At 68.9% G+C, this 11631-nt stretch carries 13 protein-coding genes and 1 pseudogene; 3 read left to right on the top strand and 11 right to left on the bottom strand.

Annotated elements, in window-relative coordinates; all coding sequences use genetic code 11:
- The 8 genes and pseudogenes from ABT171_RS32510 to clpS all read right to left on the bottom strand — a co-directional run.
- Nucleotides 1–290 (bottom strand): annotated as a pseudogene (locus tag ABT171_RS32510) (hypothetical protein); the annotation flags it as partial.
- Nucleotides 291–511: 221 nt separating this feature from the next.
- Nucleotides 512–1462 (bottom strand): PLP-dependent cysteine synthase family protein, encoded by a 951-nt coding sequence (locus ABT171_RS32505; protein WP_351249976.1) that lies wholly within the window; start codon nucleotides 1460–1462, stop codon nucleotides 512–514.
- A 17-nt stretch (nucleotides 1463–1479) separates the two neighbouring features.
- The gene (locus tag ABT171_RS32500; protein ID WP_351249975.1) at nucleotides 1480–1758 is read right to left on the bottom strand and encodes a MoaD/ThiS family protein; all 279 of its coding nucleotides are present in this window, start codon (nucleotides 1756–1758) and stop codon (nucleotides 1480–1482) included.
- 82 nt (nucleotides 1759–1840) lie between these two features.
- Nucleotides 1841–1936 carry a putative leader peptide gene (locus ABT171_RS32495; protein WP_351249974.1) on the bottom strand — a complete coding sequence of 32 codons (96 nt, stop codon included), beginning with the start codon at nucleotides 1934–1936 and terminating at the stop codon, nucleotides 1841–1843.
- A gap of 79 nt (nucleotides 1937–2015) precedes the next feature.
- Complete coding sequence (locus ABT171_RS32490; protein ID WP_351249973.1) at nucleotides 2016–2438, bottom strand: M67 family metallopeptidase; 423 nt, start codon at nucleotides 2436–2438, stop codon at nucleotides 2016–2018.
- A 136-nt stretch (nucleotides 2439–2574) separates the two neighbouring features.
- Entirely contained in the window at nucleotides 2575–4011 is a 1437-nt protein-coding gene (locus ABT171_RS32485; RefSeq protein WP_351249972.1) for an amino acid permease, read from the bottom strand.
- 329 nt (nucleotides 4012–4340) lie between these two features.
- Complete coding sequence (locus ABT171_RS32480) at nucleotides 4341–4946, bottom strand: DUF2017 domain-containing protein (protein ID WP_351249971.1); 606 nt, start codon at nucleotides 4944–4946, stop codon at nucleotides 4341–4343.
- Between the two features lie 13 nt (nucleotides 4947–4959).
- Nucleotides 4960–5277 (bottom strand): ATP-dependent Clp protease adapter ClpS, encoded by a 318-nt coding sequence (clpS, locus tag ABT171_RS32475; protein ID WP_069780588.1) that lies wholly within the window; start codon nucleotides 5275–5277, stop codon nucleotides 4960–4962.
- Nucleotides 5278–5334: 57 nt separating this feature from the next.
- On the opposite strand from clpS, the gene ABT171_RS32470 reads away from it, so the two are divergent.
- Together ABT171_RS32470 and ABT171_RS32465 are read left to right on the top strand one after the other, a co-directional pair.
- Nucleotides 5335–6681 carry a nicotinate phosphoribosyltransferase gene (locus ABT171_RS32470; RefSeq protein ID WP_351249970.1) on the top strand — a complete coding sequence of 449 codons (1347 nt, stop codon included), beginning with the start codon at nucleotides 5335–5337 and terminating at the stop codon, nucleotides 6679–6681.
- Between the two features lie 98 nt (nucleotides 6682–6779).
- Nucleotides 6780–7373, top strand: coding sequence for a nicotinamidase (locus ABT171_RS32465; RefSeq protein ID WP_351249969.1), 594 nt, complete (start codon nucleotides 6780–6782; stop codon nucleotides 7371–7373).
- Between the two features lie 23 nt (nucleotides 7374–7396).
- On the opposite strand, the gene ABT171_RS32460 is transcribed toward ABT171_RS32465, so the two are convergent.
- Together ABT171_RS32460 and ABT171_RS32455 are read right to left on the bottom strand one after the other, a co-directional pair.
- Nucleotides 7397–7720 carry a hypothetical protein gene (locus ABT171_RS32460; protein WP_351249968.1) on the bottom strand — a complete coding sequence of 108 codons (324 nt, stop codon included), beginning with the start codon at nucleotides 7718–7720 and terminating at the stop codon, nucleotides 7397–7399.
- A gap of 121 nt (nucleotides 7721–7841) precedes the next feature.
- The gene (locus tag ABT171_RS32455; RefSeq protein WP_351249967.1) at nucleotides 7842–10196 is read right to left on the bottom strand and encodes an immune inhibitor A domain-containing protein; all 2355 of its coding nucleotides are present in this window, start codon (nucleotides 10194–10196) and stop codon (nucleotides 7842–7844) included.
- Nucleotides 10197–10539: 343 nt separating this feature from the next.
- On the opposite strand from ABT171_RS32455, the gene ABT171_RS32450 reads away from it, so the two are divergent.
- Nucleotides 10540–10785: a hypothetical protein gene (locus ABT171_RS32450; RefSeq protein ID WP_351249966.1), complete on the top strand. Its 246-nt coding sequence runs from the start codon at nucleotides 10540–10542 to the stop codon at nucleotides 10783–10785.
- Between the two features lie 97 nt (nucleotides 10786–10882).
- Here the strand turns inward: ABT171_RS32450 and ABT171_RS32445 are convergent, their stop codons facing one another.
- Nucleotides 10883–11596, bottom strand: a complete 714-nt coding sequence (locus tag ABT171_RS32445; RefSeq protein ID WP_351249965.1) for an RDD family protein — start codon at nucleotides 11594–11596, stop codon at nucleotides 10883–10885.
- Nucleotides 11597–11631: the final 35 nt, after the last annotated feature.

Here is an 11631-nt window from a genome sequence, read left to right as displayed (position 1 = left end):
CGGCGCTGGGCGAAGCAGGACGCGTGCCCGGGCTCGGCGGTGGCGCACAGATGGGTCGTGGGGACCTTCTGTCCGGCCTTGCCGGTGGCGTGGTAGGTCTGCCGCTCGGGGGCGGTCAGCGCCTTGTTGTTCTGCGTGACCTTGGAGATGTGGGGGTGGGGCGCTGCGGGCTGGGCCCCGGCCGCCGGTGCCGCGGCGAGACCGGCGACGGTGAGGGCGAGGGCGGGGAAGGCGACGGCGACGAGTCTTCGCAGACTGCGTCTCCGCCGGCTCGGACGTGACTCACGCATGGGGGTACTGCCTCCGTTGACGTGGGGTTTCGCACTGGATGGGGCAGGCCCGTGACGCGCGAGCGGCGGCAAGCGCGCAGCCATGAGCATGACACTGTGCGCGAGGAACGTAGCCCTGGCCCGGGAATCACCGGCAGTACTCAAAGGAATTCTTTGCCCGGCCATAGGAACGACTTAGCCCCCTCATGAGAGGGGGCTGACACGCGCTTGATCGAGGCGGGCTACGCCCAGAGCTGGCCCTGCAGCGTCTCGATGGCCTCCTCGGTGGTGGCCGCCGTGTAGACGCCGGTGGACAGGTACTTCCAGCCGCCGTCGGCCACGATGAAGACGATGTCGGCGGACTCCCCCGCCCTGACCGCCTTCCTGCCCACGCCGATCGCCGCGTGCAGGGCGGCACCGGTCGACACGCCCGCGAAGATGCCCTCCTGCCGCAGGAGTTCACGGGTGCGGGTGACCGCGTCGGCCGAGCCGACCGAGAAGCGGCTGGTGAGGACGGAGGCGTCGTACAGCTCGGGTACGAAGCCCTCGTCGAGGTTCCTGAGGCCGTACACCAGGTCGTCGTAGCGCGGTTCGGCGGCCACGATCTGGATGCCCGGCCGGTGCTCGCGCAGATAGCGGCCGACGCCCATCAGGGTGCCGGTGGTGCCGAGGCCCGCGACGAAGTGGGTGATCGAGGGGAGGTCGGCCAGGATCTCGGGGCCGGTCGTGGCGTAGTGGGCGCCTGCGTTGTCCGGGTTGCCGTACTGGTAGAGCATCACCCAGTCGGGGTGCTCGGCGGCCAGTTCCTTGGCCACACGGACCGCGGTGTTGGAGCCGCCCGCGGCCGGCGAGGAGATGATCTCGGCACCCCACATGCCGAGCAGGTCCCGGCGCTCCTGCGAGGTGTTCTCCGGCATCACGCACACCATGCGGTAGCCCTTGAGCTTGGCCGCCATGGCCAGCGAGATGCCGGTGTTGCCGCTGGTCGGCTCCAGGATCGTGCAGCCCGGGGTGAGCCGGCCGTCCTTCTCCGCCTGCTCGATCATGTGCAGGGCGGGGCGGTCCTTGACCGAGCCCGTGGGGTTGCGGTCCTCCAGCTTCGCCCAGATGCGGACGTCGGGGGACGGCGACAGCCGCGGCAGGCGCACCAGGGGGGTGTTGCCCACCGCGGCCAGCGGGGAGTCGTAGCGCATCGCTGCTCAGCGGCCGATCAGCGCATGCCGCCGGCGACGGCCGGCAGGATCGTGACGTTGTCGCCGTCGGACAGCTTGGTGTTGATGCCGTCCAGGAACCGGACGTCCTCGTCGTTCAGGTAGACGTTCACGAACCGGCGCAGCTGGTCGCCGTCCACGATGCGGGCCTGGATGCCCGTGTGCCGGCTTTCGAGGTCGGCGAACAGCTCGGCGAGGGTCTCACCGCTGCCCTCCACCGCCTTCTGACCGTCGGTGTACGTGCGGAGGATGGTGGGGATGCGGACCTCGATGGCCATGATTGCGGCTCCTGTCGGGAAAAGTCGGGTCTGGGCACACGGCGGCACGCCGCGGCTCACGGCCGTACGGCGGCAGGGAACGTCAACAGATGGCGCTGTTCAGCCTGCACAGGTCGACGTGCAGCCGCGCCACGAGCAGCATGCCCGGCGCGTTCTCGCTCACGTCGTTCAGAACCATGCGCTCATCGTAACGATTCCCGGTCCGGCCATCGGAGTGTGATCTCGCATGCTGGATGAAATCTGACCGCATCGCGGGATCAGTAGGAGTCCACGACCCTGACCTCCTCCTCCGTGACCTCGCCGTCCACGATCCGGAAGGAGCGGAACTGGAACTCGCCCATCCCGTCGGTGTCGGCGGTGGACACCAGGACGTAGTGCGCACCGGGCTCGTTGGCGTAGGAGATGTCGGTCCGGGACGGGTAGGCCTCGGTCGCGGTGTGGGAGTGGTAGATGATCACCGGGTCCTCGTCGCGGTCGTCCAGCTCGCGGTAGAGCTTGAGCAGGTCACCCGAGTCGAACTCGTAGAACGTCGGCGACATGGCCGCGTTCAGCATCGGGATGAAGCGCTCCGGGCGGTCGGAGCCCGCCGGGCCCGCGACGACACCGCACGCCTCGTCGGGGTGGTCCTTGCGGGCGTGGGCGACGATCTGGTCGACGACGGCCTGCGTGATGGTCAGCATGTCCGTCAGGATAAGCAGAAGGGCCGTTCCGTACCGAGGGATGGTACGGAACGGCCCATATGCCGGACGTCCTGAGCGGCAGCCGCAGCGGAGCGCCACGAGAGCCCCGTGCGGCCGGACGTCCCGGAGGGGAAGGTCAGCGCTTGCGGAAGGCCGCGGCCCCGGGGTTGCGGCGCTTGAGCACCCAGTAGGAGACGCCGAGGATCGCGGCCCACAGCGGTGCACAGTAAAGCGACACCCGGGCGTCCTTGTCGATGCCCATGAGCACGATCACCATGAAGATGAACGCGAGCGCGAAGTAGCTCGTGTACGGCGCTCCCGGCATGCGGAACCTGCTCTGCGGCAGCAGGCCGGCCTTGGCCCTGCGCCGGTAGAGGATCTGGCAGGCCAGGATGACGATCCAGGCCCACATGCCGGAGATGGTCGCGAAGGAGACGACGTAGTCGAACGCCTTGCCCGGCCACTGGTAGTTGATCCAGACGCCGACCAGCATCAGCGCGGCGGAGAACGTGGTGCCGACCAGCGGGGTGCCGCTGCGGGTCAGCTTGGTGAACACCTTCGGGCCCTGGCTGTTGAGCGCCAGGTCGCGCAGCATGCGGCCGGTGGAGTACATGCCGGAGTTGCAGGAGGACAGCGCGGCCGTCAGGACGACGAAGTTGACGATGCCGGCGCCGGCGGCCAGGCCCATCTTCTGGAAGGCGGCGACGAACGGGCTCACACCCGGGTGGAAGTTCGTCCACGGCACGACCGACAGGATCATGATCAGCGCGCCGACGTAGAAGACGGCGATGCGCCACGGCACGGTGTTGATCGCCTTGGGCAGCACCTTCTCGGGGTCCTTGGACTCGCCCGCGGTCACACCGACCAGCTCGACGGCAAGGAAGGCGAACATGACCATCTGCAGGGTCATCAGCGTGCTGCCGACACCGTGCGGGAAGAAGCCGCCCTCGTTCCACAGGTGGCTCACGGAGGCGGTGTCGCCGGCGTCGGAGAAGCCGATCGTGAGGATGCCGGCGCAGATCAGGATCATGCCGATGATCGCGGTGACCTTGACCATGGAGAACCAGAACTCCAGCTCACCGAAGAGCTTCACGGAGATCAGGTTGGCGCCGTACAGCACGATCGTGAAGATCAGCGCGGAGACCCACTGCGGGATGTCGAACCAGTACGTCATGTAGGCGGCCGCGGCCGTGACCTCGGTGATGCCGGTGACCACCCAGAACAGCCAGTACGTCCACCCGGTCACAAAGCCCGCGAAGGGGCCGATGAACTCGCGCGCGTACTCCGAGAACGAGCCCGACACCGGGCGGTACATCAGCAGTTCGCCGAGCGCCCGCATGATCAGGAAGATGACGAGGCCCGCGACGGCGTACGCCAGGATCAGGCTGGGGCCGGCCTTGGAAATGCCCTTGCCCGCGCCGAGGAACAGACCGGTGCCGATGGCACCGCCGATGGCGATCATCTGGATCTGCCGGGACCCGAGCCCGCGCTGATACCCCTCGCCGCCCTCGCTGCCCTCCGCCCGCGCGGCCTCGTCGCCGTCACGGAGCTGGTCGACCTGCGATGAGGTCATGTGTGGTGCGCCTTTCTCCATGCCGACCCGGGCCTTTCGTCGGCCTCGGACCGGGTTTCGATCCCCCCGGATTGATGGAGTTGTTGCCTGGCCGACGGTCGTCGGCTCGGTGGCGCACCCGGCCGAACGTGGGTGGTGTTCGCCGGGCGGTCGTGAAGATTTATCACGGCCGCAATGTTGATCACAGAGGGGCACTGTGGCGCATCGCACAGGTAAAAGCGGACAAACGGCGCCCGAATGCGGCAAACCAGGCCGCAACGGTAACAGGATCGTTATCCGGATTTGAGCGTCCGCTGAGCGAACACCTGCCGGTGATGAAATCTCCCGGATTACGGCATAAGCGTGGCGACCAGGGTCTCCTGGAGCCCGCCGAGCCACAGATAGGCCATCACCATCGGCTTGCGCGGGTCCTCGTCCGGGAGGACGTAGAGCAGATCGGTGTCGTCCTCGTCGGTGATCTCCAGCCGGGCGCCGATCGCGAGCCGCAGGTCGTTGAGGGCGCCGAGCCACTGCCGGGACTCCTCCGGCGTCAGCTTCAGCACCGCACCGCCCGCGTCCACCGGGGTCAGCGCGTCCAGGGCGCGGATCACCGCGAGCGCGTTCTCCCGCTTGCCGGCCCGCAGGTCGTTCTCGGTGTAGCGGCGGAACTCGGCGGAGTGGGCCTGGCGCTCCTCGGCCTCGGCGGGCGAGCCGGGGGGCTGCTCCGGATCGCTGTAGGCGTCCGGGAAGAGCCTCTTGAGCACCGGGTCGGCGGGCGGCTCGCTCGGGCCCTCGGCGAACAGCTCGGCCAGCGGGTCCTTGGGGCTGTCGGCGCCGGGGCCGGGGCCGATGAGCTCCAGGAGCTGGACGGCCAGCGACCGGATGATGGAGATCTCGACGTCGTCGAGCGCGACGGCCGCGCCGCCGCCGGGAAGCGGTTCGAAATGTCCGGGCATGTAAGTGGATTCGCTACTTCCGGTCCTGCTGCAGGGTGGCCCACAGTCCGTAACCGTGCATCGCCTGCACGTCGCGCTCCATCTCCTCGCGGCTCCCGCTGGAGACGACCGCCCGGCCCTTGTGGTGGACGTCGAGCATGAGCTTCGTCGCCTTGTCCTTGGTGTACCCGAAGTACGTCTGGAAGACGTAGGTCACATAGCTCATGAGGTTGACCGGGTCGTTGTGCACGATGGTGACCCAGGGGACGTCCGGCTCGGGTACGGCGAAGACCTCTTCCGCCGACTCGGTGCGTTCGATCTCTACGGGCGCGGGTGACGTCACAGTGCCCATGCTGCCACGGGCTCCAGAAATCGTCACACTGACGAAATAGGAGTACGATCCATGGTCATGAACACAGCGGACCTTGGGCTGCCGGTGGATGTTCCGTCGACGGCGCTCTTCACGGACCAGTACGAGCTGACGATGCTGCGCGCCGCCCTGAAGGCCGGTACGGCCGAACGGCGGAGCGTCTTCGAGGTCTTCACCCGGCGGCTGCCGGACGGGCGCCGCTACGGCGTGGTGGCGGGCACCGGACGGGTCCTGGACGCGGTGGAGAACTTCCGCTTCGACGCGGGCGTCCTCGGCTTCCTGGGCGAGCGGAAGATCGTGGACGAGGCCACCCTGGAGTGGCTGGCCGACTACCGCTTCAGCGGGGACATCTGGGGCTACCCCGAGGGCGAGGTGTACTTCCCGGGCTCGCCGGTCATGCGCGTCGAGGGCACCTTCGCCGAGTGCGTGCTCCTGGAGACGGTCATCCTCTCCATCCTCAACCACGACTCCGCGATCGCCGCCGCCGCCTCCCGTATGGCCTCCGCCGCCGGGGAGCGCCCGCTGATCGAGATGGGCGCGCGCCGCACCCACGAGCTGTCGGCCGTCGCCGCGGCCCGGGCGGCCTACGTCGGCGGCTTCGCGACCACCTCCGACCTGGCGGCCGGATTCCGCTACGGCATCCCGACCGTCGGCACCTCCGCCCACGCCTTCACCCTCCTCCACGACCGCGAGCGGGACGCCTTCCAGGCCCAGGTCGACACCCTCGGCCGGGGCACCACCCTGCTGGTGGACACCTACGACGTCGCCGAGGCCGTCCGCACGGCGGTGGAGGTGGCCGGGCCCGAGCTGGGCGCGGTCCGCATCGACTCCGGCGACCTGCTGCTCGTGGCGCACCGGGTGCGGCAGCAGCTGGACGAGCTGGGCGCGACGGACACGAAGATCATCGTGACCTCGGACCTGGACGAGTACGCGATCGCCTCGCTGGCCGCCGCCCCCGTGGACGCGTACGGCGTCGGCACCCAGCTGGTCACCGGCTCCGGGCACCCGACCTGCTCCATGGTCTACAAGCTGGTCGCCCGCGCCGAGTCCGGCGACCCGAAGGCACCGCTGGTACCGGTCGCGAAGAAGTCCAGCGGCGGCAAGACCTCCGTCGGGGGCCGCAAGTGGGCGGCGCGCCGGCTGGACGAGGACGGGGTGGCGGAGGCCGAGGTCGTGGGCACCGGCCCGGTCCCGGCGGAGCTCGCCGACCGCCGGCTGCTGGTGCAGCTGGTCAAGGGCGGTGACGTGATAGCCCGGGAACCCCTGGACGTCCCCCGGGAGCGCCACATCGCCGCCCGGGCGAATCTCCCGCTCTCCGCGACCCAGCTGTCCCGAGGGGAACCCGTCATTCCGACGGAGTACGTCCACGGGCGCTCGGGTAGCTAACGGCGGGACCGTGGTCCGCCTCCCCGGACGCCCTCTCCCGCACGGGCCCCGAAGTCTCTAGGCTCAGTTACTTAACTCTTAGTCGAAGGACACCCACCATGCGCCGCGCCTTGATCGTCGTAGATGTGCAGAACGACTTCTGCGAGGGGGGCAGCCTCGCGGTGGCCGGGGGTGCGGACGTGGCCGCCGCCATCACGGAGCTGATCGGCCAGGCGGCCGGCACCGGGTACCGGCACGTGGTGGCCACCCGCGACCACCACATCGCGCCCGGCGGCCACTTCGCCGACAACCCCGACTTCGTCCACTCCTGGCCCGCGCACTGTGTCGCGGGCACGGAGGGCGTCGGCTTCCACCCGAACTTCGCCCCCGCCGTCGCCTCCGGCGCGGTCGACGCGGTCTTCGACAAGGGCGCCTACTCGGCGGCCTACAGCGGCTTCGAGGGCACCGACGAGAACGGCGTCCCGCTCGCCGACTGGCTCCGCGCCCGCCACATCGACGAGGTCGACGTGGTCGGCATAGCCACGGACCACTGCGTGCGGGCCACCGCCCTGGACGCCGCGAGGGAGGGCTTCCGCGCCCAGGTCCTGCTGGACCTCACGGCGGGTGTGTCCCCGCAGACGACGGAGAGGGCACTGGAGGAGCTGCGGGAGGCGGGCGTGGAGCTGACGGGGAAGCCCGTCGTCAGCGGCTGACCGCCGGTCCCCCGCAGCCCGCGTCACCCCTGCTGCACCGCCGCAGGTCGCAGCAGGGCCCGGATGGGATGCCACAGCTCGTTCACCATGACACCGTTGTCCGGCGGTGCCGTGCGCCATATCAGGCCGTCCGGGTGGTGCAGGACGGCCGTGATCTCGTCCGGGGTCGGGGGCGCGGCGTTCCCCCGGAGGTAGATCGCGCGCAGGCCCAGGTTGCGGAGCCTGGTCAGGGCCCTGGCCCGGTTCTGGGCGTGCACCAGGACCCGCACTCCGGCGGTGCCGTAGGGCAGGTTCAGTGCCACCACGACCGTGCCGTTCGGCAGCTTGCAGAAGCCTCCAGCGGCCATGCGGTCACATCCCCGTTTCGGTCGGTGTCAATAAGCGGTCCACAGGACGCACCTAAACACGATCGGCGGCAACCCGCCAAGGGGTTGCCGCCGATACGCGTCTGACCTGCGGAGATGCCGACTACTTCACCGCGGGACCGACCTTGAGCAAGATCGTCGAGCCGTTCTTGGCCTCCTTGACGATCGTGATCTTGGTGTTGGTGTCAGTGACCTTCACGCCCCCGGCCGGGTTCGTGGGGTCGTAGTACGTGCTGGTGTGGTCGTTGAAGACCGGAACACCCTTCGACGCCTTGACCGTCGTCGCGACGTCGGCCTTGTGCAGTGTGATGCCGTCGGTGCCGTACAGGCTGAACGGGGAGTCGTAGGCCTGCATGCGGTTGCGCATCAGCGTGCCGTCGGACCACTTCAGCGCCGTCGGGTGGGAGTCGATCGGCAGGATCAGACCGGTGCCCGGGTGGTCCTTGGCGTTGGTGTTGTTGTCCGCCTGGGAGGTGTCCCACTTCCAGATCAGCAGGCCGTTCTGGTACGGGTAGTGCTCCACCCAGCCGGGGCGCTTGGCCGAACCGAAGTTGTACGGGCCGGTCTTGAGCGTCTTGTCGTACGACACGTACTGCCGGTTCTCGGCGATGTAGTACTGCTTGTAGTCCTTGGTGAAGGACGCGCCGATGCGGGAGAAGCCGTTCGACGTCCAAGCGGGGTCCTGCGTCTCGGCGTTGTCCGAGAAGAGGGCGGTGCCGTCGGCGGTCACGCTGATCCGGTCGGCCGTGAAGCCGTTCTCCGCGACACCGCCGTCGGTGGCGTAGCGGAAGCGCAGGTCGATCTTCTTGCCCGCGTAGGCGTCGAGCGGGAACGACAGCTGCTTGTGCATCTGCGAGAAGCCGGTCAGCGCCGGCTTGCCGCCGGCGTCACGCGGGATGGCCTGGCCGTCCGCCGTGCCGTCCAGAGCCGTCCAGTTGGCGCCGCCGTCGGTCGACACCTCGGTGTAGACGTAGTCGAAGCCGTCCTCGGTGGCCCACCAGCCGTCCAGGTCCAGCTTCGCCGACGACTTGCCGGTGAGGTCCACGGACCGGGTCAGCGTGCTGTTCAGGTCGTTGCCGCTGCCGCTCCACCACTGGTTCTTGCCCTCGGCCGGCTCGGTGATCGTGGTGGTGACCGCCTTGTCGGGCAGGTTGACCACGAGGGCCTGCTTGTTCCAGGTGTTGTACTCGGCGACGCCCAGCTTGTGCGTGGACTGCGTACCGGCCTTGGCGGTGTCGTAGTTCAGCCAGCCGAGCTGCAGCTTGTCCCAGGCGTTCATGTCGCCCGGCAGGTTGCCGATGGACTCCCTGCCGGTGCCGAGCCAGGAGCCGGAGGACATCAGGGTCCAGAAGCCGGTGGAGTTGTCGCCGCCGTCGGTGTCGTACTCGTCCGGCAGGCCGAGGTCGTGGCCGTACTCGTGGGCGAAGACGCCGAGGCCGCCGTTCTCCGGCTGGATGGTGTAGTCGCCGACCCAGACACCGGTGTCGCCGACCTGCGCGCCGCCCAGCTTGTTGTACTCGGGGCCGGTGGCGCCCTTGTCGGTGCCGAAGGCGTACCAGCGGTGGGCCCAGATCGCGTCCTTGCCCTGGGCGCCGCCGCCCGCGGACTCGTCCTCACCGGCGTGCACGATCTGGAAGTGGTCGACGTAACCGTCGGGCTCGTTGAAGTTGCCGTCGTGGTCGTAGTCGTAGCGGTCCCACTGGTCGTACTGGGCGAGGTCCTTCTTGATGTCGGCGTCGGACTTGCCGGCCGCCTTCTGCTGGGCCACCCAGGCGTTCAGGCCGTCGCTGACGACGTTCCACACGCTCGGGCAGTTGGTCTGGCCGCAGGCGTTGTTGCCGTAGCGGGCCTCGTTGTAGGGGACCTTGACCCAGTCCGAGACCTCGCCGTCGACCGAGTAGCGGCCCGAGGACTGCTTCTCGTAGTACTTCTTCAGCGACTCGGTCTTCTTGCCGGTGCCGAAGTAGAGGTCCTGGTAGTGCTTCCGGTTGTAGTCCTTCTGCCAGGCCGTCGAGTTGTCCTGCTTGCGGTCCGGCGCGGCGATGGTGTTGTGCAGCGGGCCGGCCGTGCCGCCGAACTTGGGGTCGGTCTTGTCCCCGAACTCCACCAGGATCGTGAAGATCTTGTCGGTCTTCTCGCGGCTGAGCTCGACGTACTTGCTCTTGCCCTTGCGGCTCTTGAGCTCCACGACCTTGGAGCCGTGCCGGTCCTGGGCCTTGGCCTTGCCCGACACGAGCTGGTTCAGCGCCTCCTGGCGCTGGGCTTCCCGGGTCTTGCTCAGCGGGCCGTCCAGGTCGTGCGCCCGCTGGTTCACCGGGGCCGGGTCGTGCCGGTTGGCGGCGGCGGACCGGGCCTGGGTGCTCGCCTCCGCGACGGCGAACGTGGCGAACGTGGCGGAGGCCGCCGCGAGCGTCACCCCGATCGCGGCAGCTCTGAACGTCCAGGATCTGCTGGTCACTTGAGTTCCTCCCCCGCGCCGCGCGCACGGACAGGGGGTTCCGGGTCATGGAGGGATCCGTGCGCGCAAGATCAACGCGTGTAATCAAGTGCCGTAATTTGACTAGAGGTTTAGAAGAAAAGACAGTCCTTGACTTGTGCAGGCCAAGTGCACTATGCGGATGTGGCGTCCGCTTTACGAACCTGCTCGCGGCCTATGCCTCCACCCCATGACTCCGTGCGCCCCCCATGCACCCCGTACCGTGGGTTAGGTCACGCTTACCAGGCACTCCGTTCGGGCATGCACGCGAAGAGAGTCGAACGGCACGCCTCAGCCCCCGAAGTCTTCCTAGGACACGATTGCCATGCCTCGTCCGACTGCCGCACAGCTCGTTTACGGTTCCTGCACCGTCTTCTTCTCGACGCTCGCCATGCTGCTGCTGTCCCAGACGAGTTCGGGCCTCGGGATCACCGTCATCGCCCTCGCGGCACTGGCCCTCGGGCTGCTCGTGGCGATGACGGTGCCGCTGCCGACGGTCCGCACGACCGGGGCGGCGGCCGGATCCGCCGAGTCCGCACCCCAGGAACAGCCGGTGTCCACAGCACTGTGAACGACGGCGCACACGACGGCGGCGGACCCGTGTTCCCCACGGGCCCGCCGCTTTCGCATGGCCGCCCATAACATCGCCGGCGCCTCACCCGCGGCGCTCAACGGACGCTGACCACCACCGTCTTGGCCGCCTTGTCGTGCAGGCCCTGCTTGTACGGTTTGTCGAAGAAGCTCCAGCCGCCGGAGATCGCCGTCCAGATACAGGCGCAGCAGAAGGCGAACGGCAGCCACAGCACCAGGGCGCGGATGAGGTTGGCCTGCACCGAGGGGGTCGCTCCGTCGTCCAGGTTCGCCACCCGCATGCCCAGCCACCGCTTGCCGAGGGTCTGGCCGTGCCTGGCCATCATGAAGGTGTCGTAGGCGATGTACAGGACGGCCGCGATGACCGACTGCGCCACCGACCGGCCGACCTCGACCTGGTCTCCGTCGACCTGGTACTCGCGCACACCGAACGCCCAGGTGAGCAGCCAGACGACGATACCGACGAGGATCATGTCGACGATCCGCGCGAGCGTCCGCCTGCCGCTGTCGGCGAGCGGGGGCATACCGGCCAGCGGGTCGGCGGGGTAACCGCCGGCACCGGCGCCATAGGGGTCGCCCCCGTAGGGGCCGGTGCCGCCGTACGGCCCGCCGCCGTGGGGAGGAGGCGGTGCGCCGCCCGGTGGCGGCGGGGGCGGGGGCGGCTGGGCGCCGCCGGACGGGGTGTCGTACGGCGAGCCCGGCCCCTGTCCCCGGTCCGACGGGGGCCGCTTCCTGAACGGGTCGTCCTCGGGTGGCTGCTCCCCGGATCCGGGGGGCGGTTCGCTGCTCATGGCCCGAGTGCACCGCGAAAGGGCCGGTTCCGCAT

The sequence above is a fragment of the Streptomyces sp. NPDC001851 genome (assembly GCF_040297165.1).
Classification (GTDB): domain Bacteria; phylum Actinomycetota; class Actinomycetes; order Streptomycetales; family Streptomycetaceae; genus Streptomyces.
This window is presented reverse-complemented; position numbering and strand designations above follow the sequence as displayed.

Bases quoted from the DNA above. Each gene is read 5' to 3' on its own strand.
- ABT171_RS32500 (WP_351249975.1), bottom strand. From the start codon at position 1,758: ATGGCCATCGAGGTCCGCATCCCCACCATCCTCCGCACGTACACCGAC.
- ABT171_RS32460 (WP_351249968.1), bottom strand. From the start codon at position 7,720: ATGGCCGCTGGAGGCTTCTGCAAGCTGCCGAACGGCACGGTCGTGGTG.
- ABT171_RS32485 (WP_351249972.1), bottom strand. From the start codon at position 4,011: ATGACCTCATCGCAGGTCGACCAGCTCCGTGACGGCGACGAGGCCGCG.
- clpS (WP_069780588.1), bottom strand. From the start codon at position 5,277: ATGGGCACTGTGACGTCACCCGCGCCCGTAGAGATCGAACGCACCGAG.
- ABT171_RS32490 (WP_351249973.1), bottom strand. From the start codon at position 2,438: ATGCTGACCATCACGCAGGCCGTCGTCGACCAGATCGTCGCCCACGCC.
- ABT171_RS32505 (WP_351249976.1), bottom strand. From the start codon at position 1,462: ATGCGCTACGACTCCCCGCTGGCCGCGGTGGGCAACACCCCCCTGGTG.
- ABT171_RS32450 (WP_351249966.1), top strand. From the start codon at position 10,540: ATGCCTCGTCCGACTGCCGCACAGCTCGTTTACGGTTCCTGCACCGTC.
- ABT171_RS32495 (WP_351249974.1), bottom strand. From the start codon at position 1,936: ATGGTTCTGAACGACGTGAGCGAGAACGCGCCGGGCATGCTGCTCGTG.
- ABT171_RS32465 (WP_351249969.1), top strand. From the start codon at position 6,780: ATGCGCCGCGCCTTGATCGTCGTAGATGTGCAGAACGACTTCTGCGAG.
- ABT171_RS32480 (WP_351249971.1), bottom strand. From the start codon at position 4,946: ATGCCCGGACATTTCGAACCGCTTCCCGGCGGCGGCGCGGCCGTCGCG.
- ABT171_RS32470 (WP_351249970.1), top strand. From the start codon at position 5,335: ATGAACACAGCGGACCTTGGGCTGCCGGTGGATGTTCCGTCGACGGCG.
- ABT171_RS32445 (WP_351249965.1), bottom strand. From the start codon at position 11,596: ATGAGCAGCGAACCGCCCCCCGGATCCGGGGAGCAGCCACCCGAGGAC.